This window comes from Acidimicrobiales bacterium, assembly GCA_041394245.1.
GTDB lineage: Bacteria > Actinomycetota > Acidimicrobiia > Acidimicrobiales > Aldehydirespiratoraceae > JAJRXC01.
In genome coordinates this window covers 94,933-119,582 of sequence record JAWKIR010000002.1, presented here as the reverse complement: position 1 = coordinate 119,582, position 24,650 = coordinate 94,933, and the positions used below count along the sequence as shown (strand labels likewise).

The 24,650-nt window shown below is 67.8% G+C and carries 27 protein-coding genes; 3 read left to right on the top strand and 24 right to left on the bottom strand.

What is annotated here, in order from left to right; genetic code table 11:
• Positions 1-3: 3 nt before the first annotated feature.
• From R2707_00660 to rpsB, 17 genes are all read right to left on the bottom strand, one after another.
• The gene (locus tag R2707_00660) at positions 4-600 is read right to left on the bottom strand and encodes a riboflavin synthase (GenBank protein ID MEZ5243579.1); all 597 of its coding nucleotides are present in this window, start codon (positions 598-600) and stop codon (positions 4-6) included.
• Between the two features lie 14 nt (positions 601-614).
• Entirely contained in the window at positions 615-1,562 is a 948-nt protein-coding gene (locus tag R2707_00655) for a bifunctional riboflavin kinase/FAD synthetase (GenBank protein MEZ5243578.1), read from the bottom strand.
• Between the two features lie 34 nt (positions 1,563-1,596).
• Entirely contained in the window at positions 1,597-2,475 is an 879-nt protein-coding gene (gene truB / locus R2707_00650; GenBank protein MEZ5243577.1) for a tRNA pseudouridine(55) synthase TruB, read from the bottom strand.
• A gap of 4 nt (positions 2,476-2,479) precedes the next feature.
• Complete coding sequence (gene rbfA, locus R2707_00645; GenBank protein MEZ5243576.1) at positions 2,480-2,884, bottom strand: 30S ribosome-binding factor RbfA; 405 nt, start codon at positions 2,882-2,884, stop codon at positions 2,480-2,482.
• Positions 2,884-3,174, bottom strand: a complete 291-nt coding sequence (locus R2707_00640; GenBank protein ID MEZ5243575.1) for a DUF503 domain-containing protein — start codon at positions 3,172-3,174, stop codon at positions 2,884-2,886. The genes rbfA and R2707_00640 overlap by 1 nt, the downstream gene beginning before the upstream one ends.
• A 1-nt stretch (position 3,175) precedes the next feature.
• A complete protein-coding gene (gene infB, locus R2707_00635; GenBank protein ID MEZ5243574.1) occupies positions 3,176-5,983 on the bottom strand; it encodes a translation initiation factor IF-2 in 2,808 nt (935 codons plus the stop codon).
• 326 nt (positions 5,984-6,309) lie between these two features.
• Positions 6,310-7,593: a transcription termination factor NusA gene (nusA, locus tag R2707_00630; GenBank protein MEZ5243573.1), complete on the bottom strand. Its 1,284-nt coding sequence runs from the start codon at positions 7,591-7,593 to the stop codon at positions 6,310-6,312.
• Positions 7,590-8,126 (bottom strand): ribosome maturation factor RimP, encoded by a 537-nt coding sequence (gene rimP / locus R2707_00625; protein ID MEZ5243572.1) that lies wholly within the window; start codon positions 8,124-8,126, stop codon positions 7,590-7,592. Before rimP ends, nusA begins: the two co-directional genes overlap by 4 nt.
• 95 nt (positions 8,127-8,221) lie before the next feature.
• A complete protein-coding gene (locus R2707_00620) occupies positions 8,222-8,473 on the bottom strand; it encodes a hypothetical protein (GenBank protein MEZ5243571.1) in 252 nt (83 codons plus the stop codon).
• Between the two features lie 159 nt (positions 8,474-8,632).
• A complete protein-coding gene (gene ispG, locus R2707_00615; GenBank protein MEZ5243570.1) occupies positions 8,633-9,871 on the bottom strand; it encodes a flavodoxin-dependent (E)-4-hydroxy-3-methylbut-2-enyl-diphosphate synthase in 1,239 nt (412 codons plus the stop codon).
• 33 nt (positions 9,872-9,904) lie between these two features.
• On the bottom strand, positions 9,905-11,404 hold the full coding sequence (locus tag R2707_00610) for a site-2 protease family protein (GenBank protein MEZ5243569.1): 1,500 nt from the start codon (positions 11,402-11,404) through the stop codon (positions 9,905-9,907).
• Positions 11,401-12,579 (bottom strand): 1-deoxy-D-xylulose-5-phosphate reductoisomerase, encoded by a 1,179-nt coding sequence (gene dxr / locus R2707_00605; GenBank protein ID MEZ5243568.1) that lies wholly within the window; start codon positions 12,577-12,579, stop codon positions 11,401-11,403. The genes R2707_00610 and dxr overlap by 4 nt, the downstream gene beginning before the upstream one ends.
• A gap of 57 nt (positions 12,580-12,636) precedes the next feature.
• Complete coding sequence (locus R2707_00600) at positions 12,637-13,935, bottom strand: phosphatidate cytidylyltransferase (protein ID MEZ5243567.1); 1,299 nt, start codon at positions 13,933-13,935, stop codon at positions 12,637-12,639.
• Between the two features lie 29 nt (positions 13,936-13,964).
• Positions 13,965-14,522 carry a ribosome recycling factor gene (gene frr / locus R2707_00595; GenBank protein MEZ5243566.1) on the bottom strand — a complete coding sequence of 186 codons (558 nt, stop codon included), beginning with the start codon at positions 14,520-14,522 and terminating at the stop codon, positions 13,965-13,967.
• Positions 14,523-14,527: 5 nt separating this feature from the next.
• Complete coding sequence (gene pyrH / locus R2707_00590; protein ID MEZ5243565.1) at positions 14,528-15,298, bottom strand: UMP kinase; 771 nt, start codon at positions 15,296-15,298, stop codon at positions 14,528-14,530.
• A 2-nt stretch (positions 15,299-15,300) separates the two neighbouring features.
• On the bottom strand, positions 15,301-16,089 hold the full coding sequence (tsf, locus tag R2707_00585) for a translation elongation factor Ts (GenBank protein ID MEZ5243564.1): 789 nt from the start codon (positions 16,087-16,089) through the stop codon (positions 15,301-15,303).
• Positions 16,090-16,139: 50 nt separating this feature from the next.
• Entirely contained in the window at positions 16,140-17,072 is a 933-nt protein-coding gene (gene rpsB / locus R2707_00580) for a 30S ribosomal protein S2 (protein ID MEZ5243563.1), read from the bottom strand.
• Here rpsB and R2707_00575 point away from each other — a divergent pair.
• Positions 17,056-17,646 (top strand): hypothetical protein, encoded by a 591-nt coding sequence (locus tag R2707_00575; GenBank protein ID MEZ5243562.1) that lies wholly within the window; start codon positions 17,056-17,058, stop codon positions 17,644-17,646. The genes rpsB and R2707_00575 overlap by 17 nt on opposite strands.
• Positions 17,647-17,761: 115 nt before the next feature.
• On the opposite strand, the gene whiG is transcribed toward R2707_00575, so the two are convergent.
• From whiG to R2707_00550, 5 genes are all read right to left on the bottom strand, one after another.
• Complete coding sequence (whiG, locus tag R2707_00570) at positions 17,762-18,538, bottom strand: RNA polymerase sigma factor WhiG (GenBank protein MEZ5243561.1); 777 nt, start codon at positions 18,536-18,538, stop codon at positions 17,762-17,764.
• A 9-nt stretch (positions 18,539-18,547) separates the two neighbouring features.
• On the bottom strand, positions 18,548-19,426 hold the full coding sequence (locus R2707_00565; GenBank protein MEZ5243560.1) for a tyrosine recombinase XerC: 879 nt from the start codon (positions 19,424-19,426) through the stop codon (positions 18,548-18,550).
• A gap of 59 nt (positions 19,427-19,485) precedes the next feature.
• On the bottom strand, positions 19,486-20,577 hold the full coding sequence (locus R2707_00560; protein ID MEZ5243559.1) for a DNA-processing protein DprA: 1,092 nt from the start codon (positions 20,575-20,577) through the stop codon (positions 19,486-19,488).
• The gene (locus tag R2707_00555) at positions 20,561-22,078 is read right to left on the bottom strand and encodes a YifB family Mg chelatase-like AAA ATPase (GenBank protein ID MEZ5243558.1); all 1,518 of its coding nucleotides are present in this window, start codon (positions 22,076-22,078) and stop codon (positions 20,561-20,563) included. The genes R2707_00560 and R2707_00555 overlap by 17 nt, the downstream gene beginning before the upstream one ends.
• Before the next feature lie 94 nt (positions 22,079-22,172).
• Positions 22,173-22,589, bottom strand: a complete 417-nt coding sequence (locus R2707_00550; protein ID MEZ5243557.1) for a cytochrome c — start codon at positions 22,587-22,589, stop codon at positions 22,173-22,175.
• Between the two features lie 131 nt (positions 22,590-22,720).
• Here R2707_00550 and R2707_00545 point away from each other — a divergent pair, with 131 nt between their 5' ends.
• Both R2707_00545 and R2707_00540 read left to right on the top strand, forming a co-directional pair.
• Entirely contained in the window at positions 22,721-22,930 is a 210-nt protein-coding gene (locus R2707_00545) for a hypothetical protein (protein MEZ5243556.1), read from the top strand.
• Between the two features lie 10 nt (positions 22,931-22,940).
• A complete protein-coding gene (locus R2707_00540; GenBank protein ID MEZ5243555.1) occupies positions 22,941-23,804 on the top strand; it encodes an alpha/beta hydrolase in 864 nt (287 codons plus the stop codon).
• Positions 23,805-23,808: 4 nt separating this feature from the next.
• On the opposite strand, the gene R2707_00535 is transcribed toward R2707_00540, so the two are convergent.
• Together R2707_00535 and rplS are read right to left on the bottom strand one after the other, a co-directional pair.
• Positions 23,809-24,150 carry a YraN family protein gene (locus R2707_00535; GenBank protein MEZ5243554.1) on the bottom strand — a complete coding sequence of 114 codons (342 nt, stop codon included), beginning with the start codon at positions 24,148-24,150 and terminating at the stop codon, positions 23,809-23,811.
• Positions 24,151-24,204: 54 nt separating this feature from the next.
• A complete protein-coding gene (gene rplS / locus R2707_00530) occupies positions 24,205-24,552 on the bottom strand; it encodes a 50S ribosomal protein L19 (GenBank protein ID MEZ5243553.1) in 348 nt (115 codons plus the stop codon).
• Between the last annotated feature and the right edge of the window lie 98 nt (positions 24,553-24,650).

The following is a 24,650-nucleotide window of genomic DNA, read 5'->3' as shown; positions in this document are numbered from 1 at the left end:
CGATCAGAGCGAGGGGCGAACGAGTCGCTCCACGTACTTGGCCAACACGTCGGCTTCGACATTGACCCTGTCGCCCACGGTACGCCGTCCGATGGTCGTGACCTCATGCGTGTGGGGGATGACGGCAATCGAGAAGCTCGTGGCATCGATGCCCGCAACCGTCAGGCTGATTCCGTCGATGGCGACGCTTCCCTTCTCGACCACATAGTTGGCGAGTGAGGGCGGGAGCTCGAACGTGTAGCGGAACGATCCGTCGTCGAGCTCGTCGATCGCGCCGACCGCGGCGGTGGCGTCGACGTGCCCCTGCACCACGTGGCCCCCGTAGCGACCGTTGGCGGCCAGTGGGCGCTCGAGATTGACGGGATCTCCCGGTCGCAGCTCCCCGATGTTGGTGCGGTCGAGCGTCTCGGGTACGGCATCGGCGGCCCACCAGGTCTCGTCGAACTCCACCACGGTGAGACAGCAGCCGTTGACCGCGATCGATGCGCCGATCTGGGCATCGTCGAGCACGAGCGTCGCGTCGATCACGACACGGGCGCCCTCGCCGACGGGGGTCACGGATCGAACCGTGCCGACTTCTTCAACCAGTCCGGTGAACATTTCTAGAACATGTTCTAGTAGTGGCCGAGCACTGTCAAGGCGTCGGCGATGTCGGTCTCGAGCTGGGCCACGAGCTGGTCGATACCGTCGAACTTGCGCTCGCTGCGGAGGAACTCGACGAACGAGACATCGACCGTCTCGCCGTAGAGGTCGCCGTGGAATCCGATGAGGTGGGCCTCGAGCAGGGACTGTTCGGTGTGCTCGTAGAAGGTCGGACGCCGCCCGATGTTGATCGCGCACGGGTGACGCTCACCGTTGGCACGGTCGCACCATCCCGCGTAGACGGCGTCGGCGGGCCACGCCATCACCTTGGGCACCGGCAGATTGGCCGTCGGGAACCCGATCCCGGTCCCCCGCTGGTCGCCTCGCTCGACGGTGCCCCGCACGGTGTAGGGGCGGCCCAGCAGCTTCGCGGCCAGGGCCACGTCTCCTCCGGCGAGTGCACGTCGGATCCTGGTCGACGACACCGGCTCGCGATCGTCGTCGCGGTGTCGAATGAGATCGAGGGCCCGGACCTCGAAGCCCCACCCCTCGCCGAGCTCTCGCAGGCCGGCGACATTGCCGCTGCGGCCCTTGCCGAAGTGGAAGTCCTCACCCACCACGATGACACGGGAATGCAGCGCGTCGACGAAGACCTCACGAACGAACACCTCGGGATGCGTCGCCGCCCGCTCCACATCGAAGTGGACGACATAGGTGTAGTCGATGCCCTGGGCGGCGATGAGCTCGAGCTTCTGCTCGAGGGTGGTGAGCAGCTGCGGTGCGCTCTCGGGCCGCACCACGTGGGCGGGATGATCATCGAACGTGACGACCGCCGACGCGACACCGAGTTGCGCTGCGGCCTCCCGAACCTGACGAAAGACCTCCTGATGGCCGATGTGGACGCCATCGAACACGCCGATCGTCGCGGCCACCGACACGGCGTCGGGAAGCGTGTCGACACGATCGTGGAGGATCTCCATCCCCCGACGCTACCGGTCTTCCCGTTGCCCGCGGCTAACGGGGAATGACCACCGAGGGCTTCGTGGCGCCCTTGTGCGACTCGTAGACGGCGAGCAGTTCACCGGCCTCGTCGCACACGGCCCAGGGTCCGGGCCCATCGCCGACACCCATCCGCTCGCGACCCAGGACCTTGCCGTGGCCGACATCGGCAGCCATCTCGGCATCGGCGACCACATGATCGAGATGACGGACCGCGTCGGACACCGGACGCAGCGTCGGGGACTCGATCGTGCCGGCATCGGCGAGGGTGAACCCTCCGACCGCGGTGCGGCGCAGGGCCCGAAGGTGGGCGCCGCCGCCCAGCGCCGCGCCGAGATCGGCGGCAAGCGTCCGGACATAGGTTCCCGACGAGCAATCGACCTCGCACCGCCACACGCCGGCTTCACCGGCGACCGGCTCGACATCGAAGCGCGACACGACCACCGGGCGAGGCGGCCGGTCGATCTCCTTGCCCTCGCGGGCGAGCTCGTGGAGACGCTTCCCGTCGATCTTCACCGCCGACACCATCGGGGGGATCTGCTCGATGGCGCCGGTCAGCGGCCCGGTGGCCGCCCTGACCTGCGCATCGGTGACCGACGACATGTCGTGGGTCGCCGTGACCTCACCTGCGGCATCGAGCGTCGAGGTCTCGATCCCGAGCACGATCTCGCCCACGTAGGACTTCGGGAGCTCCGTGAGGAACCGGAGGAGACGGGTCGCCTTGCCCACCCCCAGCACCAAGACGCCGGTCGCATCCGGATCCAACGTGCCGCTGTGCCCGATCTTGCGAGTGCCGAGCACGCCGCGGCTCTTGGCGACCACGTCGTGGCTGGTCCACCCGGCCGGTTTGTCGATCACGACGACCCCGTCGGGGCCGCGATCCTTCGTCGCCATGGCGTCAGTCGTCGTCGAGATCGGGCACTGGCGGCCGGTCGTCGCTGCGCAGCAGCGTCTCGATCCGTTCCGCCGACCGCAGGGTGTCGTCGGCCCGGAACTCGAGGTCCGGCGTCTTGCGGAGCCGAGCCTGGTCGCCGACGGCCTTTCGCAGCCGACCGCGGTACTCGGCGAACGCCTCGGCGACCTCGTCGTCGTCATCACCGTCGAGGGTCGTGAACCAGCACACCGCCCGGTGGAGCTCCCGGTCGACATCGACGGTCGTGAGCGACACCAACGCGAAGCGCTCGTCGTCGAACTGCTCGAGCTCCTCCGCGATGATCCGCTTGATCAACTCCCCCACCCGCGCCATGCGGTTGGCGGTCGCAGGGTTGTCCCGCCGTGGTCGTCTGTTGCCCTTTGCCGCCATCAGTCATCCTCCAGCCAGCGCGATGCCGACGCCAACACCTCGAGTTCGGGAAACGACCAGACGAACCGCTCGGCCCCGTCCATCATCTCCTGTGCATGCGACGGGGTCGCCGACACCACCGCGATTCCGATCGCGGCACGCTGCCACAGATCCTGGTGGTCCACCTCCGACACCGCGACCGGGTGACGATGACGCAGGCCGTCGAGCACCGGCCGAAGGACCGCGCGCTTCTCCTTCAACGACTGGCACTGCGGCAGGCGAATGTCGAGCTCGACCGCCAGAACGTGCACGCTAGGAATCGAGCGTCCGCTCGATCTCACGCTCTTCGAAGGTCTCGATCACATCGCCTTCCTTGAGATCCTGGAAGTCGGACAGGCCGATGCCGCACTCGTAGCCGGCGGCCACCTCGGTGGCGTCGTCCTTGAACCGCCTGAGCGACTGGACCTTGCCCTTCCAGATGATCGTGCCTTCGCGCAGGAAGCGGACCTTGGAGTTGCGCGTGATGACGCCGTTGGTGACGTAGCAACCGGCGATCTTGCCGATCCGAGGGACGCTGAAGATCTCGCGGACCTCGGCGTCGCCGGTGACCACTTCCTCGAACTCGGGGGCCAACATGCCGACCATCGCCGCCTCGATGTCTTCGAGGAGCTTGTAGATGATCTCGTAGGTCCGGATCTCCACGCCTTCGACCTCGGCGAGGTCCCGGGCCTTGCGTTCCGGGCGAACATTGAAGCCGATGATCGTGGCGTTGGATGCGGCCGCGAGTTGGATGTCGTTCTCGGTGATGCCGCCGACGCCGCGATGGACGAAGCCGATCTTCACCTCGTCGCGCTCGAGCTTGCGCAGCGACTCGGTGACGGCTTCGAGCGAACCGTTCACATCGGCCTTGACGACCATGTTGAGCGTTGCCGCCTCGCCGCGCTTGATCTGCTCGAAGATGTCTTCGAGCTTCGCTCCGCCGGAGAGCGCGTGCGCCTCACGGCCCAGGCTCGACTGGCGCTGCCAGTGCTCGCGGGTGTCGGCCACACGATTGGCGACCTTCTCGGTGGGAGCGATGACGAAGTCGTCGCCGGCCGCGGCGACCTCGCTCAGGCCCAGCACCTGCACCGGCGTGGACGGACCGGCTTCCTTGATGTTCTCACCGCGGTCGTTGATCAACGCCCGCACCCGTCCCCATGCTGCTCCGGCGACCATCGGGTCGCCGACCCTCAGGGTGCCGCGCTGCACCAGCACCGTCGCAACAGGACCACGGCCGATGTCGAGGTTGGCCTCGAGCACCACACCGGAGGCCCGACCCTCGGGGCTGGCCCGGAGGTCTTCGACCTCGGCCACGAGCAGCAGATGATCGAGCAGTTCTTCGATCCCGATGTTCTGGAGCGCGGAGACCTCCTGGAAGATGGTCTCACCACCCCACGCCTCGGGAACGAGGCCGTGCTCGGCGACGCCGGCGATCGCCTTCTGCGGATCGGCATTGTCGCGGTCGATCTTGTTGACCGCGACGACGATCGGCACATCGGCCGCCTTCGCGTGGTTGATGGCCTCGATCGTCTGCGGCATGACGCCGTCGTCGGCCGCCACCATCAAGATCACGATGTCGGTGGAACCCGCGCCGCGAGCACGCATGGCGGTGAAGGCCTCGTGGCCCGGGGTGTCGATGAAGGTGATCTTCTGACCGTCGCGCTCGACCTGGTAAGCGCCGATGTGCTGGGTGATGCCACCCGCCTCACCCTCGACCACGTTGGCGTTGCGGATCCGGTCGAGCAGCAGGGTCTTGCCGTGGTCGACATGGCCCATCACGGTGATGACGGGCGGGCGCAGCGGTGCGTCATCGTCGTCCTCGTCGACCTCGAGCAGCTTCTGGAGCTCGACTTCTTGCTCTTCGCCAGGATCGACGAGACGGATCTCGGCGCCGACGTCGTCGGCGAACAGCTCGATCATCTCGTCGGACAGCGACTGGGTCGCGGTGACCATGTCGCCCGCTTCCATCATGAAGCGCACGACATCGGCCGCGGTGCGGTTGAGCTTCGGCCCGAGATCGAGCGCAGTCGACGCGCGCTCGACGACGATGATTCCCTCGGGGACGGGTGCGTCCTCCGGCGTGTAGGCCGGCGCATCCATCGGCTGCAGCTCTTCGCGTGTGCGGCGACGACGCCCCTTGCGACGGGGCGGACGACGTCCCTGGTTGGGACCACCCGGACCGCCACGGCCACCACCGGGACCACCGCGACCGGGAGCGCCGGCACCCGGCACCTGCTCGCGAGGACCGCCCGACGGGCGACGACCGCTCGGCATGCCACCACCGGCGGGACCACTACGAGCCGGTGCACCTGCAGGGGTACGCGGCCCGCGCCCACCCGGCGGGGGCGGGATCGCACGACCGGTCGCGGACCGCGGCGGCGGAGGGATCGGCTTGCCCGACGTGGACGTGGGGGCGTCGCCCGGCTTCACGTTGGGGTTGATCGCGACCTTCTTGACGACCTTCTTGACGACCTTCTTGACGACCTTCTTGACGACCGGCGCCACAGGAGCGGACGGCTCCTCGGTCGCGCGCTTGGGCGGAGCGGCGCTGCCGCTCGAGGAGATCACCCGCGCGGGGGCGGCGGGCGCGGCCGGGGCCGCAGATGGCGGCTCGTCTTCGGACGTCTCCGACGCAGCGGGTTCCGCCGGCGGGGCCGGAGCCTGAACGGGATCCGCATCTTCGGGTGCGGCCTCGGCGGGCTCGGATTCGCGGGAGGTTGGCTCGTCATCCGCGGCGGGAGCTTCGACCTCGGCCGGAGCCTCGATCTCGTCGGGCTCGGCCGGAGCGCCGCCGTCGTCGCTCGCGGTGGCCGCAGACTTCTTGGCGGACTTCTTCGCCGACTTCTTCGTCGACTTCTTGGTCGACTTCTTGGCGGTCTTCTTCTCCGGTTCGGGCGGCTGTTCGTCTCGGATCAGGCCCTCGCGTTCCGCCTTGCGGCGAACCCGGTCTGCCTGCGCGTCGACGATGCTCGATGAGTGGCTCTTGACCCCGATACCGAGGCCTTCGGCGAGGTCGAGGGTCTCGGCATTGGTGAGACCGAGCTCTCGGGCGAGTTCGTAGACGCGAATGTTGGATGGCACGTTCTGGCGAAAGTCCTTGTGATCAACGAACGGTGGAGACAACGCCCCACCGGAAATGGCCTCAATCGCTCGCGTGGGGGCACGCGGGCGGTTCTGTCGGCCACGACGTCAGAAGCCTAGCGATCGCGGCAGCGTTCACCTCGGCCCGCAGGCTGCGGCCGAAACCCTTACGCTGCGTGGCCGCCTCGACACATGCCGCGGACGGCCCCACCCACGCGCCACGACCCGCACCCGAACCGGTCACCAGCGAGCCGTCGTCGCACCGCACGCGCACGAGCGAGTCGGCGGGCAACACCCGCCGACACCCCACACACGTTCGCCGCGGACTATTCCTCTTCGTCGCCGGCATCCGCCGCAGTGTCGTCGCCGGCATCTGCCGCAGTGTCATCCCCGGCATCCACCGCAGTGTCACCACCGGCATCCGCCGGGACGACTTCGTCGACGGGCGACTCCTCGACCACATCGTCGGTCGACGCGGCGGCTTCCGCGTTGGCTTCGGTGTTCTCGTCGACGGCCTCGGCCCAGTCGGAGGCCGACACGGCCTCGCCGCCGTCGGCCGGCTGCCACACCTGCTCACCGGTCTCGGGATCGGTGACCCACTCGCCTTCGGCCCACTCGACGTCGCCGTAGGCCTCTTCCTCGGCCAACTGGGTCTCGCTCTTGATGTTGATGCCCCAGCCGGTCAGACGCGAGGCGAGACGGGCGTTCTGGCCCTCCTTGCCGATCGCCAACGACAGCTGGAAGTCGGGCACGATCACGTCGCAGTCGCCCGTCTCGGGATCGGGACGGACCTGGGTGACCTTGGCCGGCGACAGCGCCTTCATGACGAACTCGTCGAGATCCTCGGAGAACGGCACGATGTCGATCTTCTCGCCACGAAGCTCGTTGACGACCTGGCGCACACGGGCGCCACGGGCGCCGACGCACGCACCGACCGGGTCGACGTTGGGGTCGTTCGAGTAGACGGCGATCTTGGTGCGGTGGCCTGGTTCGCGCGCACATGCCTTGATCTCGACGACACCGTCGGCGATCTCGGGCACCTCGAGCTCGAACAGCCGCTTCACCAGGCCCGGGTGGGTACGACTGACGACGATCTGCGGACCCTTCGCGGTCTTGCGTACCTCGACGATGTAGGCCTTGATCCGGACGTTGGAGTCGGGGCGCTCGTAGGGAACCTGCTCGGCCTGGGGCAGCAGAGCCTCCACCCGGCCGAGATCGAGCAGCGTGTAGCGCGCATCGGTCTGCTGGATCATGCCGGTGACGATGTCGCCCTCACGACCCGCGTACTCCTCGTACTTGAGCTCGCGCTCGGCCTCGCGAATCCGCTGGGTCATGACCTGGCGGGCCGTCTGGGCGGCGATACGACCGAAGTCGTCGGGGGTGACCTCGAACTCCTCGCCGACCGGCTCACCCTCGTCGTCGAGTTCCTGGGCGAACACCTGGAAGTCCATGGTGTCGGGGTTGATCGTCACCCAGGCGTATTCGTATGCCCCGGGCATCCGCTTGTAGGCGGACTCGAGGGCATCGGCCAGCGCCGCGAACAGGGCATCGACCGTGATGCCGCGTTCGGAGGCGAGCGCCTGGAGTGCTTCCATCATGTCTTGGTTCATGACGTCGGAGCTTCCTTCTCGGGGATCTTCTGGGAGTTCTTCGGGCCGCCCGGTTTGGGGGTCGGGCCCCATTCGAAGACGGTGCGAGCCTTCGAGATGTCGTCGAACGCGACGCGGCGGGTCTCGCCGTCGGCGGTCACGACATCGACGCCGTCGTCGTGGACGGCGGCGAGTTCGCCCTGGATTCGGCGGTCGCCCTCGGCGTCGGGACGGGTCTTCAGCTTGACGACCGATCCGATCACCTTGCGATAGTGATCGGGCGTACGCAGCGTGCGTTCCAACCCGGGACTCGACACCTCGAGGGTGTAGCGCCCCGGGATCGGATCGGTCTCGTCGAGCACATGGCTGACGCTGCGACTGATCCGCTTGATCACGTCGATGTCGATGCCCGTGCTGGTGTCGCCCAGCACACGATCGGGATCGTCGACGAAAATCCGGAGCACGCCGCCGTTGTGTTCGATGTCGTAGAGCTCGACGGATTCGGCGTCGACGATCGGGAGCACGAGCTCACGGACACGGTCGATGATGGCCATTGCGAGCTGCTCCCTTCAGTCAAATAGCGGGTCAATCGAGAAAGGCGTGGCCCAGGGCCACGCCTCATCCAAATGGACTACCGAAACGTCGCCTCCTACTCTAGCAAGATCGCCGCCGCGAAATCCCTGTGTACCCCGCGAAGCGTGAATTCGTCGGCCTGCGGACCCGGTTCGACCTGCGGCAGAAGTCGACGCAGCAGGAGCCAGCAGGTGCCCCACAGCACCGCCGAGATCACCCCGATCACCACACCGAGGGGCAGCAGAACCGGAAAACGGGCCATCGCGACACCGATGGCCACACACGCCACGCCGCCGTAGAGCGCCGATGTCTGACGCTTCTTCAGCATCTGGACCTGATCGAACTCCGTCTGCGTCAGCGGTACGCGGACCACATACGGGGCACGACCCGCCTCGGCGTAGCCGTCGGCCGGCCTACCGCTACGCACGGAGACCAGCGGCAGCCTCCGTTCACGGGCCTGTGCGCGCGGTACCCGAACGGTCGCCATTCAGGTCGGCTCGGGCTTTCGCCGGATCTCCTTGATGATCGTCTCGGTGTCGTTGGCGTCGTCGCCCTTCTCACCGAGGTTGCGATCTCGGTCCTCTTCGGCCGCCCGCTTCGCCGCGTCCTTCGTTGCCGACGCCCGTTCGAGGGCTGCATCGGCGCCGTGCTCGTGGATGAACTCGGCCCACTCGACGAGTGTGTCGACCATCTCGTCCTCCGGCACGACCATGACGTTCTGCCCCTTGACGAACAGATGGCCCCGCTTGTTGCCGGCCGCGATGCCGAGGTCCGCGTCGCGGGCCTCACCGGGCCCGTTGACCACGCATCCCATCACGGCCACCTGCAATGGGATCTCGCGCTCTCCGAACGCAGCCATCGCATCCTGGGCGATCGTGAACACATCGACTTCGGCCCGCCCACAACTCGGACAGGCGATCAGGTCCACGTTCTTGCGCTCGCGCAGCCCCATCACCTCGAGCAACTGTCGGCCGGCCCTGGCCTCCTCGACCGGGTCAGCGGTGAGCGAGTAGCGGATGGTGTCGCCGATACCCTCGGCGAGCAGCGTGGCGATCCCGGCGGTGGCCTTCAGCGTTCCGATCGGTGGCGGGCCTGCCTCGGTCACCCCGAGGTGCAACGGATGGTCCGTCACCTCGGCGAGCTGGCGATACGCCTCGATCATCAGCGGCACGCTTGAGGCCTTGACCGAGATCTTGATCAGGTCGAAGTCGACCTCCTCGAAGTAGGCGATCTCCTGCAGCGCCGACTCGACCATTGCTTCCGGGGTCACCCGGTCGCCGTACTTCCTGTAGAGATCCGGGTGCAGCGAACCGCCATTGACACCGATGCGAATGGGCACGTTGCGGTCCTTGGCCTCGCGGGCCACGGTCTTGATGTGCTCGGGGTTCTTGATGTTGCCCGGATTCAGACGGAGGCAGTGCACGCCCGCCTCGAGCGCCTCGAGGGCGCGCCGATACTGGTGATGGATGTCGGCGACGATCGGGACCGGCGATCGGGGCACGATCCGGGCGAGGCCCTCGGCCGCCTCGGGCTCGTTGCACGTGCAGCGCACGATGTCGGCACCGGCCGCCGCCAGGGCGTAGATCTGCTGCAGCGTCGCCTCGTGATCGGCGGTCTTGGTCACGGTCATCGACTGGACGGTGACGGGTGCTCCCCCACCGACCGGCACATCGCCGACCATGATCTGCTTCGTGGGACGACGAGGAAAGCTCTGTGTGAACTCCATTGACGCCGAGGCTACCGGGGAGGGTCGGGTCCGCTAGCCGATGTTGATCGGATCGATGATGTCGCGGAAGATCGCGAGCAGACCGAACCCGGTGAGCAGCACGAACACCACATAGGTGACGGGCATGACCTTGTTGTAGTCGACCTCGTGGCGCCGACCACCGAACGACCGCAGCCGCTCGTAGGTGGCGATGACGACATGCCCGCCATCGAGCGGCGGCAGCGGCAGCAGGTTGAGGAACCCGACCGAGATGTTGAGGAACGCCATGAAGACGAGCGCCCCGTCGAGACCCTCGTCGGTGATCTGGCTGCCGACGCGAGCGGCACCGTAGATCGAGATGATGCGTTCCTCGTCGGGGTTCCCCTCGTCGAGTGCGCGGCTCGCGACCTCGCGCTCACCTGCATCGGTCGACGTGATGTCGTCGTGGACGCTGTTGACGTCGCCGGACAGTGTGTCGGACACGAAGGTGGGAAGGGCTCCGCCCGTCAGGGTGTCCCACATTCCCGTGGTGATCAGCGAGAAGATGCTGCCGAACTCCCTGACCGCCGCAGGTGCGGCACCGATCACGCCGAGCGACTCGCGCCGCGGCTCCTGCGAGACCCCGAAGAAGCCGATCGTGGCTTCGTCGGCAGGCAACAGGCTCTCGAACACGGCATTCTCGACGACCTGGATCGTCGTACCGCGGGCAGGGTCGAACACGACCGGGAGTTCCTCGCCGAAGCGACCGTCGACCGCCGCCTCCACGTCGTCCCAGCTGAACACGTCGACGCCGTCGATCTGGAGGATCCGATCGGCCTGCTCGAGACCCCGGATCGTCGCCGCACCCTCGGGCGAGAGCCGACCGCCGAGCACGACGGAGCCGACGATCGTGTCGTTGCCACGGCGGTACTCGACCTCGACCTCCTGCGCGCCACGGGAGGCCACGATCTCGCCGAACTGCACGAAGTCGCCAACCGGGATGCCGTCGATGCTGATGAGTTCGTCGCCGACTTCGAGACCCAACGCGCCGGCGGCGCTCTGGTCACTCACCGATGCGATGGACCATTCGCCCGAGTCGGACTCCTGCCCCTGCCAGGCGAGGAAGGCGTAGATCAACAGCAACGCCATGAAGAAGTGCATCAGCGAGCCGGCCGTGACCACCAACAACTTCCGGGGGAACGACTTCACCCGGTAGGCCCGGTCCTCGTCACCCGGCTCGACCGGATCGAGGTTGTTCATCCCGATGATGCGGACGTAGGCGCCCGCCGGGATCAACTTCACACCGTATTCTGTCTCGCCCTTGTGGAACGACCAGATGCGGGGGCCGAACCCGATGAAGAACTCGGTGACCTTCATCCCGGTGAGCTTGGCCGTGACGAAGTGCCCCATCTCGTGCATGAAGATCATGAAGATGAGCGCGATGACGATGAACGCCCAGCTCCAGCTGGCGAAGATCCCGAGGGCGAGTACCGCGAGGACGAGAAGGATCAACCCCGTGAAGTCGTTGGGGCGTTCTTCGGTCGCCGAAGCAGGGGGGCCTGCGTTGAGCGTCATGCGTGCACTCTCTGGTCGATCAGCTGAGCAGCGACGACGCGGGCTTCCCGGTCGACGTCGAGTACAACGTCGACATCGGTCGCGATTGTTCCCGGCCAGACCTGAAGACTCGCATCGAGCACATCGGGAATGTCGACCCAGCGGATGCGTCCCTTGAGGAACTCGTCGACCGCAACCTCGTTGGCCGCGCTGATCCATGTGGGGGCGGTCTCCCCGGCGCGGCCCGCCTCGTAGCACAGCCGGAGGCACGGAAACGCCTCGAGGTCGGGGGGTTGGAAGTCGAGTCGCGACATCTCGGTCCAATCGATCGCGCCGTACGGCACTTCCAGTCGGTCGGGAAAGGCCAATGCGTAGCCAATGCAGAGTCGCATGTCGGGCATCGAGAGCTGGGCGATCGTCGCACCATCGGTGTAGCTCACCATCGAGTGCACGATCGACTGGGGATGGACCACCACATTGATCCGGTCGTAGTCGACGCCGAAGAGCTCATGGGCTTCGATGACCTCGAGGCCCTTGTTCATCAGCGTGCTCGAATCGATGGTGATCTTCGGGCCCATCGACCAGGTCGGGTGGGCCAGCGCATCGTCGATGGTCACCTCGGCCAGATCGGCGCGGCTGCGGCCTCGGAACGGTCCCCCGCTCGCGGTGAGCACGATCTCGTGGACGCGATCGTCGGCGGTCACCTTGTCGAGCACCTCGTTGGCCCGCAGACACTGGTGCACGGCGCAGTGTTCGCTGTCGACCGGGATCAGATCGCCGGCGGACGCCGCCCAGACCCTCTGGACCACGGGTCCGGCGGCGATGAGCGACTCCTTGTTGGCCAGGCCGAGGCGCTTGCCGGCTTCGAGGGCCGACAGCGTCACTGCGAGTCCGGCGAACCCCACCACACCATTGATGATCACGTCACCGAGCCTGGCGGCGGTGGCCATCGCGTCGTCACCGACGAGCAGCTCGATACCCGGTGGAAGTCGATCGGCGAGCCCGCGCGCCAGCGACGCATCGGCGACCGCCACGACGTCGGGTCGGAACTCCTCGGCCTGCGCCACAACGACGTCGATCGATCGGGCGACACCGAGCGCCGACACGCGGTAACGGTCGGGATCGGCGCGAATGATGTCGAGCGTCTGCGTCCCGATCGAACCAGAGGAGCCGAGGACGGCTACCGACGTCGTCATGGGCGCGACGCTACCTTCCGGCCGGGGCGTGTCGTGGGTCGGCTCGTGAGGTGAGGCTCAGCCGGGCGAGACGACGTCCATGAGCACGGCGACGTAGTAGGTCGCCGGGAGCACGAACAACAAGCCGTCGAAGCGATCGAGCAGACCGCCGTGGCCGGGAAGAATCGATCCCATGTCCTTGATGCCGAGGTCGCGCTTGATCTGCGACTCGGCGAGATCGCCGATCGGGGCGGCGAGCGCCGCGACGAGACCGAGCAGCAACGAGGCGCCGAAGCCCCCACCCCACACTTCACCGGCGAAGGGGGCGGGCTTGCCCATGATCCCCATGATCACACCGACGGCCACGGCGACGACCATGCCGCCCACCAGGCCTTCCATGGTCTTGTTGGGGCTCGCCGGCGACAGCGGCGTGCGGCCCATGACCTTGCCGATCGCGAGTGCACCCACGTCGTAGCCGACGGTGACGAGCACCGCAGCGGTGAGCAGACCCGTTCCCACGTCGACGCCCCCGACGGTCGTACCGAGCATCAGAGCGGCGAACGACCCCAGGAGTCCGATGTGGATGATCCCGAGCAGGGTCGTGCCCAGACCCCGAACCGCAGATTCGTTGCCGACGCCGGTCAGGTACCAGAGCGAACCGAAGACGATCGACAACACCACCACCAGAACCATCGCCTGCTCGCCTCGCCAGTAGACGGCGAGCGGCATCATGACCGACGCGGTGAGCCCGAGCAGCACGGCGGGCTGGTGACCGGCGATTCGGACCGCGTTGAAGAACTCGACCGCGGCAAGACCGAGGGCGAGGGTGACCACGGCGAGTGCGGCAGCCGGACCGACCGTCATGGCCGCGAGGATCAGGGCGGCGAGACCGACACCGACCATCACCGCAACCGGGAGGTCGCGGTCGCTCTCACCACCGCCGCGTGTGGCATTGAGCGCGGCGCCGAGCGAGGGCTCGGCGGTCTTCGCAGCCTGGCTGTCGTCGAACGCGAAGAAGTCGTCGGCGATGTCGGCGCTGTCCTCGACCAGCGGCTGCGTCGGGGGCATCAGTGGCTCCTCGTCGGCCCAGCGCGGTGTCGACGACACATCGGCCCATGCCGCCATGTCGTCGTCGTTCGCCTCGATCAGTGCGGGTTCAGCCGGCGGCGCGAACGTCACCGAGTCGGCGGACCCGCCCACCTGCGGCACGGCACCGGTCGCCGGCTCGCTCCAGTGCGGCACCGCGGCGTCGTCGTCGTCGAACGACTCGTCGTCGTCGCCGAACACCGAGCGGCCGGGTACGACGTCGTCGTCGACCGGGTCGGCATCGGCGACGCGGAAGTCCTCGTCGTCGAAGCCGCTGTGTTGATCAGTCATGGTCTCGCCCTTCCCTGGACCGATGGAGGTCAGACCTCCATCAGCTCCTGCTCTTTGTGGGCCTGCGCCTCGTCGATTGCCGCGATCCGGGCATCTTTCAGAGCATCGAGTTGTCCCTCGGCTCGTTGGATGTCGTCGGAGGAGACTCCCCCGTCGTTCTCGAGATCGTCAAGATCCTTGCGCGCCGCACGTCGTATTGCGTTCACTCGCTGTTTCGCGTCTTCGGCCATTCCGCCCACGACACGGGCGAGATCACGGCGACGCTCCTCGTTGAGCGGGGGGAAGGCCAATCGGATGACGCGGCCGTCGTTGGACGGCGTGAGGCCCATGTTCGCGTTGACGATCGCCCGCTCGATCACCTCGAGGTTCGCGGCGTCGTGCGGCGTCACGACGAGCATGCGGGCCTCGGGGACCCCGAAACTCGCCAACTCCTGGAGCCTCATCTCGACGCCGTAGGCCTCGGCGGTGAGCCGCTCGAACAGCGCAGAGCTGGCGCGGCCGGTGCGAATGGTCGAGAACTCCGAACGGGCATGGCTGACCGCCGCGTCCATCTTCTCGGCTGCCTCTTCGAGCACCAGCTCGATCATTTCGCTCACGACGGTCCCTTCTCGTCATCGACGAGCGTACCGATCGCCTCTCCCGCGAGCAGGGACCGGAAGTTTCCCTCGCCCATGAGGTCGAACACGACGATCGGCAGATCGTTGTCCATGCACAGCGTGATGGCGGTCGCGTCCATGACCTTGAGGCCTCGGTTGAGGACGTCGAGATAGCTCACGTGGTCGAGTTTGGTCGCGTTCGGGTCGAGACGTGGGTCGGCTGTGTAGATTCCGTCGGTTCCGCCGTGCGTCCCCTTCAGGACGGCGTCGGCCTCGATCTCGACGGCGCGCAGCGATGCGGCCGTGTCGGTCGTGAAGAACGGATTGCCCGTGCCACCGGCAAAGATGACGATCCGTCCCTTCTCGAGGTGACGGGTCGCCTTGCGACGGATGTAGGGCTCGGCGACCTGGGCCATGTGAATGGCCGATTGCACGCGGGTGGGCTGGCCCATCTGCTCGAGGGTGTCCTGCAAGGCCAGGCCGTTCATGACGGTGGCGAGCATCCCCATGTAGTCGGCCTGCGCCCGGTCCATACCCGCGCCCGAGCCCTGGATGCCTCGCCAGATGTTGCCGCCGCCCACGACCACGGCGATGTCGACGTCGAAATGATTGCGCGCCGCGACGATGTCTTCTGCGATGGCGCGCACGGTCGGACCGTCGATGCCGTATTCCTGGGGGCCGGCAAACGCCTCCCCGGAGAGCTTGAGCAACACCCGGCCCCAACGAGCCGGATGCGTTCCCCGGGAAGTGTCGTCGCCGTCACTCACGATCAGGCGCCGATCACGACCTGCACGTAGCGCACGATCGAACCGCCGCCGAGGCTGTCCTTGACCGCAGTCTTGTCGCCATGGAGACCCTGCTCGAGCAGGACCCGTTCGCCGAGCCAGCCGCGCATGCGACCATCGACGATCTTGTCCCAGGACTGTTCGGGCTTGCCCTCGGCCTTCGTGATCTCCAGCAACGATGCGCGCTCCTTGGCCGCTTCCTCCTCGGGCACCTCGTCGGCGCTGAGGTAGGAGGGCTTCGCGAACGCGATGTGGAGCGCCACCTGGTGGAGGTCGTCGTGGTTCACGCCGTTGCCCTCGACGACCACGGCATTGACCCCGCGACCGTCCTGGACGTGGAGGTAGGTGTCGAGGGTGTTGCCCTCGGCGGCCTCCACACGCTCGACCGCGCCGACCGCGATGTTCTCCTTGATCGTGACCTGGAGGTCTTCGATCTCGGTCGCGTGGGCATCGATGGCCCCGGGACCGTCGGCCAGCACGGCGTCGGCGAGCTTTTGTGCAAGCCCGGTGACGGCCTCGTTCTTGGCCGAGAAGTCGGTCTCGGTCTTGATCTGGACGAGGGCGACGGTGTTGCCGTCGACCGCCAGGGCGATCGTGCCCTCGTTGTTCTCGCGGTCACCACGGTCGGCGGCCTTGGCCAGACCCTTCTGGCGCAGAAGCTGCGCCGCGGCTTCCATGTCGCCGTCGCACTCGACGAGCGCCTTCTTCGCGTCCATCATCCCGGCGCCCGTTGCGTCGCGCAGGGCTTTGACGTCCTTGGCGGAAATCGACATCTCTCTCGTTCCTCGATTGCTTCTTCGTGTGGGTGGTTGTCGCGGACCGGTCAGGCCTCGGGCGTACCTTCGTCGCCGGCCTGCGGAAGGGAGTCTTCCACAGGAGCCTCGGCGGCGACCGCGGGTTCTTCGACGGGGGCGGACTCGGCCTCGGCCTTGGCCGCGACGACACGGGCTTCGCGTTCGGCGGCCTGGGCGGCAGCCTCGGCGCGTGCCTGCTCCTGCTGGGCGGCGACCTCGGCCTCCTCCAGCGCATTGCGCTGGGCGCCGGCCTCACCGGACTTCTCCTGCCGCTTGGAGCGGATGAAGCGGCCTTCCTGCACCGCGTCGGAGATGACACGGCACATGAGCTGACCGGCACGGATGGCGTCGTCGTTGCCGGGGATGGCGTAGTCGACGAGATCCGGATCGCAGTTGGTGTCGACGACCGCCACGATCGGCACGCCGATCTTGCGGGCCTCGGTGACGGCGATGTGTTCCTTCTTGGTGTCGAGCACGAAGATGGCGTCGGGCAGCTTCTCCATGTCGCGGATGCCGCCGAGGTTGCGCTCGAGCTTCACGAGCTCACGATTGATGAGCAGGGCTTCCTTCTTGGGCATCGCCTCGAACTCGCCCGAGTCGCGCATGCGCTGGTAGTCCTTCATCTTGCCCACGCGCTTCGACATCGTCTGGAAGTTGGTGAGCATGCCGCCCAACCACCGCTCGTTGATGTAGGGCATGTTGCAGCGTTCGGCGTAGGACTGGATGGAGTCCTGGGCCTGCTTCTTGGTGCCGATGAACAGCACGGTGCCGCCATTGGCGACGAGATCGCGGACGAACACGTAGGACGTCTCGAGGTGGTTCAGGGTCTGGTGGAGATCCACGATGTGGATACCGGACCGCTCGCCGTGGATGAACCGCTTCATTTTCGGGTTCCAGCGGCGGGTCTGGTGGCCGAAGTGGACGCCGGCCTCCAACAGCTGCTTCATGGAGATGACTGCCATGGTGTTCTTCTTTCCCGGTTGTGTGTCCGTGCGGGACGCCGAGGCGACCGGGTGTTGCACGAACCCTGTGATTTCGTCGATCCCGAAGTGGCATCGTCCGAGGCTCGATCGAGCCGTCGAGCAGTGTATCGGGCGGATTCGGATCAGCACGGGCTCCATCGGCAAGGTGTGGGATCAGGCGCAGTCGCAGGACGACCCGTCCGAACAGGGTGGCCGGGTCGACGTAGACACCGTCGACCCGGACGGTGAAGTGGAACGGGCCGTCGGCGACGGCAACCACATCGCCGCGTCGAACCGCGGCACCCCGGCGAACCAGGAGTCGCCCCACGAACCCGTAGGTGGTCCGGAGTCCGCCCGGATGGTCGAGGCTGACGAACAACGAGCCTGCGACCGGACCCGAGAACGAGACCACGCCGTCGGCGGCTGCACGCACGAGGCCGCCGGGACGGGTGTCGTATTCGATGCCGCGGTTGCCTGCGCCGTACGGGCCGTCGGGAAGACGGAACGGGTCGAGCACCGGAGCGTCGGTCGGTGGCGTCAGGCGGATGCTCGCGGCCCCGGCGGACACGGGTGACAACAGCACGATTGCCAGCGCCAGGGCGAATACTCGGATGATGGACACACCACTCCCCTTGTCGGATCTCGGGGGAAGTGGAGTTCGGCAGCCGACTCGCCGGCTGCGGGCGCCGCTAGACCGGCTCGCGCTCGGCGGCGGTGATCCGCGACCGAAGCTGCAGGACGGCCTTCGTGTGGATCTGACACACCCGGCTCTCGGTCACGCTGAGCACACGGCCGATCTCGGCCAGGGTGAGCCCCTCGTAGTAGTAGAGCGTCAGGACGATCTTTTCCCGCTCGGGCATGCGATTGATCGATTCGGCGAGGATCTGCCGCATCTCTTCGACCTCGTAGACACCCATCGGCCCATCGCCGCCGTCGGCCACCGTGTCGCCCAAGGTCACCGACTCGCCGCGTTCGCCACCGGACAGCATTTCGTCGAGGGCAGCCACGCCGACGAATGAGATCTGGCTCAGCGTCGTCTGGAGCTGCTGGGGGGTGACCCCCATCTCCTCGGCCACCTCGTCGTCGGTGGGGGCCCGATGATGTTCGGCCTCGAGCTTGCCCATGGCCCGCTCGAGGGTGCGGGCCTTCGACCGCACGGACCGGGGCACCCAGTCGATCGAGCGCAGCTCATCGAGGATCGCTCCCTTGATTCGGGCGATTGCGTAGGTCTCGAACTTGTAGCCGCGCTCCGGATCGAACTTCTCGATCGCGTCGATGAGACCGAAGACGCCGAAGCTGACGAGATCCGATTGCTCGACATTGCGGGGAAGGCCGACACCCACGCGGCCGGCCACGTACTTGACCAGCGGCGAGTACTGGATGATCAGCTTGTCGCGCAGACCCTGGTCGCGGGTCTGCTTGTAGTCGGCCCACAGGCGTTGGGTCTCGGAGGCGTCGTCGCTCACAGCAAAGTCCTATGCGCGGGGATGGGTCGATCGGTGGACCTCGCGCATGCGCTCGCGGCTCACCCGGGTGTAGATCTGCGTGGTGGCGAGGTCCGCGTGGCCCAACAATTCCTGCACAGCACGCAAATCGGCACCTCCGTCCAAAAGATGAGTGGCAAAGGTGTGACGTAGTGCATGCGGGTGGGTCGGGGTGGGTGATCGCCGGTCGAGCAGGCGGCGCACATCACGCGGTGACAGCGCAGTGCCTCGCCGGTTCAGAAACACCTGGTCGTCGGGTGTCGCCTCCGTCACCAGTTTCGGCCGGCCTTCGCGGATCCATTTTGCCAGCGCGTCGGCCGCCGGCTCCGAGATGGGGACCCGGCGCTGCTTGTCGCCCTTGCCCCAGACCGAGATCGTGCCGGCGGGACCGGACAGATCGCGCGTGCGGAGCCCGCACAACTCACTGACCCGGAGGCCACTGCCGTAGAGCAATTCGACCACGGCACGATCGCGCAGCTCGATCTCGGGGCGATCGTCACTTCGCGGACCGCCTTCGACGAGACCGTCGAGTTCGGACGCCGTGAGCACGCGGGGCAGCGTTGCCGTTCCCCGCGGCGCCGAGAGCGCAGCGCTCGGGTCGTGATCGATCCGGCCGGTGCGCTGGGCCCAGTGGAAGTAGCGCCGCAGCACCGAGGCCTTGCGAGCGGTGGTGCGCCGGGCGTAGCCGTCGCGGTCGAGTTGGGCCAGATATCCCCGCAGATCGCGCCGGGTCACCGATGATGGATCGACACGTTCGTGATCCGCGAGCCAGCTCGCCGCTGCTCGCATGTCGCGCCGGTACACCGATCGTGTCGATGCCGCGACCCGCGTGAGCGACCCGAGCCACTCGTCGAGCTCCCAGCGATCCATGCCGATGACCCTACCCAACCACTCGACGCGGTTCGGACCACCACCGCCGGCGCGAACTGTCAGCATCGCCGCACCCGGGCGCCGTCGTGGGTGATGTGTCCGCCCAACTCGAGCTCGGTCAGCGCGGCGAAGACCGTCGCAGCGTCGACCTGGGTTCGGGTCACCAGCTCATCGATCGAGGTCGGGCCGTCGTCGATCGCGTCGAGCACCTGCGCCGCGGTGTCGCCGACCGCTGCTCTCTGCGGCCCCGCGGACCGACGGGCGGCCGCTCCACACCGGTCGAGTCCGAGCGCCTCGATGATGTCGCCGGTCTCGAGCACGGGCGCGCAGCCGTCGGCCAACAGCCGATTGGCGCCTGCGGCGGCGCCGTTGCGCAACGACCCCGGCACGGCCATCACGTCGATCCCCCGCCTGACCGCTTCGTCGACCGTGAGGAGGGAACCACCGGCCGAGCGCGACTCGACCACGACGACGAGATCGGACATCGCCACGATGAGACGATTCCGGGCCGGGAACCGCCACGGCTCGGGACGAGCCCCCAACGGGGCCTCACCCAGTACCGCACCGGCCGACGCGATCCGCTCCCACAAGCTCGCGTTGGCCTTCGGATAGGGCACGTCGCACCCGCTCCCCACCACGGCGACCGGCGGTGTCGCCGCGGCGAGCAGCGCACCCTGGTGGGCCGCTGCGTCGATGCCGAGAGCGAGCCCCGATACGACCACGACACCCGCGTCGGCGAGTCCGGCTCCCAGCTCCCGTGCGATCTCCTTGCCGATGCCCGACGCCCGTCGGGTACCGACGATGGCCACGTGGGGCAGCGACGGATCGGGCAGGACCCCGCGACGGAACGCGGCGGGCGCCGGGTCGATGTCGCGCACGAATTGGGGCGGATGCGCAGGATGATGCCAGGTCGTCGCGGTGACGCCAGCCCGCCGTAGATCGTCGCGCACCGCGTCGAGGTCGGTCTCGGCCGCTGCGACCTTCCATCCGGCCCGCACTGGCGACGGCGCGACCTCGGCCGGAACGCGCCCGGCGAGGACCGTGTGCCACGCAGCCTCGGCATCGTCGTGTGCGAGAAGGCGACCGAGCCGAACCGAACCCGCGCCCGGGAGCGCGGCCAGCGCTGCAGCGTGCTCACCGAGGGCCGACATCGTCGCCTCCCATGGGCGGCCGAGCCCGCATGCCGATCGCTCCCGCGATGTCGCACGCCCGGATCTCGAGACCCCCGCCATCGAGATCGGCGATGGTGCGAGCCACCGATCTGGCCCGCATCGCCCCTCGAGCGCTCAACGCCCCCGCGGTGATCGCCGCGTGCAGCAGCTCGACCGCCTGGGGCGCGAGCGGCGCGAACCGATCGAGTTGTCGGCGATCCAACTCGGCATTGCACTCGACGCCGCGATCGTTCGCCATCCGACGGACCTCGGCGACCTGCGCCGCCACTGCGGCGGTCGGCTCACCGGGCTCGCGGTCGAGCAGTGCGAACGGCGATGGCCGATCGACGTGCACCATGATGTCGAGGCGATCGAGCAACGGACCGGACACCCGCGCGCCATAGCGCGATCGCGACGCCGGACTGCATCGACAGTTGAGGGTGCCGCCCTCGCCACACGGACAGGGGTTCATCGCCGCGACCAACAGGACCCGCGCGGGATGCTCGCGGGTCCCTCCGGACCGCGCGATGCGCACGACGCCTTCCTCGAGCGGTTGACGAAGCGCATCGAGCACACTCGGGGCGAACTCGCCGAGTTCGTCGAGGAACAGCACACCCTCGCTCGCGACGCTCACCTCCCCCGGCCGGGAATGCCCCGAACCACCGCCGACGAGCGCCGCCATCGACGCCGAATGGTGCGGGGCCCGAAACGGCGGCCGGCGGATCATCCCCGACTGCGGCAATGGCAGCCCGGCCGCGCTGTGGACCCGCGTCACCTGCCGTGCGGCATCCGGGCGCAGGTCGGGCAGCAACCCTGGGAGACGCCGCGCCAGCATGGTCTTCCCCGCGCCAGGCGGGCCGACCAGCAGGAGGTGGTGCCCGCCGGCCGCAGCAACGGTCAGGGCGCGACGAGCTCCCTCCTGACCGCGTACATCGGCGAGATCGGGCTCGATCGTGGCGGCATCGGTCCCGCAGGCGATGTCGACGTGTGGCCACGGCAGACCCTCGCCGAGCGCATCGACGGCATCGCGGAGCCGACGGATCGGCCGAGCCCGCTCGCCCACCCCCAGCATCGCGACGCGGGCATCGGCCGCGCCGACCAGCACGCGGGCCTCGTCGAACACGTCGACCATCGGCAGGATGCCGCGTACCGGCCGGACCGTGCCGTCGAGGCCGAGCTCGCCGACGGCGGCGATGTCGACCAACTGCTCGGGAGGGATCTGCGCGGTGGCGCCGAGGATTCCCAGGGCGATGGCGAGATCCAACCCGGCACCGACCTTGCGGATCCCGCCGGGAGCCAGATTGACGGTGACCCGCTGGAGTGGCCACACGAGGCCGCTCGATTCGATGGCGGCGCGCACACGATCACGCGCCTCCCGGCATGACGTGTCGGGCAATCCGACGATGCTGAACGCCGGCAGACCGTTGACGACATGGACCTCGACCGCGACGCGAGCGCCGTCGAGTCCATCGAGCGTCGAGGACGGGATCGTGGCGAGCAAGATGACCTCCGAGTGCTGTATCCGGAGATCGCCTTCACGCAGGCGACGAGCGTCGGTCCGACCCTACCGGGACCCTACGACAGCCACGTCGGCCTCAGTCGAGAACCTCTCGGGTGTAGCGAACCACGGCTTCGATCTCGGCATCGGACAGTGTGCCGCCGAAGCTCGGCATGTTGCGGCGTCCATCGCGAACGACCGCCTCCTGGTCGCCAGGATCGGGGAACGTCTCCTCGACGGTGCCCGCGAGTCGTGGACCGGTCCCACCGCCACCCGACGACCCGTGGCAGTTGCTGCACCGCGACCCGTACACGTCGCGGCCGAGTTGGAGCACGGCGTCGGGCTGGCCGTCGGCGTCGAGCGGCACCGCGGGAGCCTCCGTGGCGCATGCCGCACCCAGGAGCACCACCATGAACGTGGGGACGAGAACCGAGCGCAGTGTTCCCGAGCGCAGTGGTCCCGAGCGCAGTGTTCTCGAGCGCAGGGTTCTCGATAGCAGTGTGCGGGTGGCCATGGGGCCGACGATACTGACCGCATGGGAATGGACCCCACCCGGCCACACCGACGCCGACCGACCGACATCGTCTTCGTGGGCGCGGGCATCCTGGTCGCGGTACTGCTCGTCCTCTGGGCCTTCCTCGGCTGATGGACGACCCCGAGGCGTACGGCGAGGTCGACGTGCGGTTTCTCCAGCCGTACCAGGCGACCAAGACCTACCTCTGCCCGAACTGCAATCGCGACATTCCGCCCGGGACCGGCCATTATGCGGTCGTCCCTCGGGAAGCACCCGACCTGCGCCGCCACTGGCACCGCGGTTGTTGGGACGGACGCACGACCCGCAAGAAACGACGCTGAAGGAGCACCCATGGCCAGTGAACAACTCGAGGCGACCATCGCGATGATGCGCGAGATGAAGGTGATGAGCGGCGATCTCGCGGCCGATCGCTCCGTGATCAGCAGCAGCCCGGTGATGCCCGAAGGAGTTCCGCACGAGATGGTGACCGTGGCCGGCCGAGCCGCAGCGTGGATCACCGCGGATGCCCGCACCGACGCGGCGGTGCTGTATCTGCATGGCGGTGCCTATGTCATGGGCGGTCTGTCGACACACGGGGCGTTCGCCGCTCGTCTGTCGACCGACACCGGCGTCGCCGTCCTCGCGCTCGACTACCGACTCGCTCCCGAGGATCCGTTTCCGGCGGCGCTCGACGATGCCGTCGCCGGGTTCGACTGGTTGATCGGTCGAGGAATCGATGCAGAACGCATCATCGTCGCCGGCGATTCCGCCGGTGGCGGTCTCACGATCGCCACGCTTGCAGCCCTGCGCGAGCGCGGGGTGACCGCGGCAGCGGGCGTCGCACTCTCGCCGTGGGCCGACCTCACCTGCACCAACTCGACCCACACAACGCTCGCCGATGCCGATCCGATGGTGGCACCGGACCATCTGCGCACCTACGCCGAGGCGTACGCCAACGGGCACCCGCTCGACGACCCGCGGCTCTCGCCGGGCCTGGGCGACCTCGCCGGCCTGCCGCCCGTGCTCATCCAGGTCGGCGGCCTCGAAGTGTTGCTCGATGACAGTCGCCGGCTTGCGGCCGGAATCGATGCCGCCGGCGGTGAGGTCACGCTGCAGGAGTGGGACGAGGCCATCCACGTCTTCCAGATGCTCGGCGCGCCCGAATCGGACGAAGCGATCGCCGAGATCGTCTCGTTCATCGCGGGGCGGCTCTGATCCCCTAGAACGCGGCCTCCACGACCTCGACCTGACCGCCGGTGACGGCGGCGACATCGAAGCGCAGACGACCCCGCCGGTCATGGGCATCGAGCCACGACACGGCGGTGCGACGCAGGAACTGCTGCTTGCGGGCGCCGACGGCCTCGAGCCCGCTCCCGAAGCGGGCTGAGGAGCGCGTCTTCACCTCGCAGAACACGATCTCGTCACCCCGGCCGAGCACGAGATCGAGCTCCCCGCCGCGCACACGCCAGTTGCGATCGAGCACTTCGTAGCCCGCGGATTCGTAGTGGCGCGCGACCTTCCGCTCGCCCCAATTGCCCAACGCCACTCGTGATCGGTCCATGCGGACGACACTACGAGTGGACTGTGACACCGGCGCTCGTGGCGCCGGAGCGACTCACCAGTCGCGCTTTTCCTTGACCTTGGCAGCCTTGCCGATGCGATCGCGCAGGTAGTAGAGCTTGGCGCGGCGCACGTCGCCACGGCTCACCCGCTCGATCTTCTCCACGATCGGGGTGTGGAGCGGGAACGTGCGCTCGACACCGACGCCGAAGCTGAGCTTGCGCACGGTGTAGGACTCGTGGATGCCGGCACCCTGGCGACGGATGACCACACCCTCGAACACCTGGGTCCGCTGGCGGTTGCCCTCGATGACCCGAACGTGGACCTTGAGCGTGTCGCCGGCGGCAAAGTCGGGAATGTCGTCCCGGAGGCTCAGGTTGTCGACGAGATCGGTGGGCTGCATCGCAGGCTCCGCAGTGGTGAGAAGAACGGGTCAGGTGAAAAAGAACGGGGCGGACGGAAAGGCCCGGGCCGACGGTCGAGTTTAGGGGCGCCGATCGC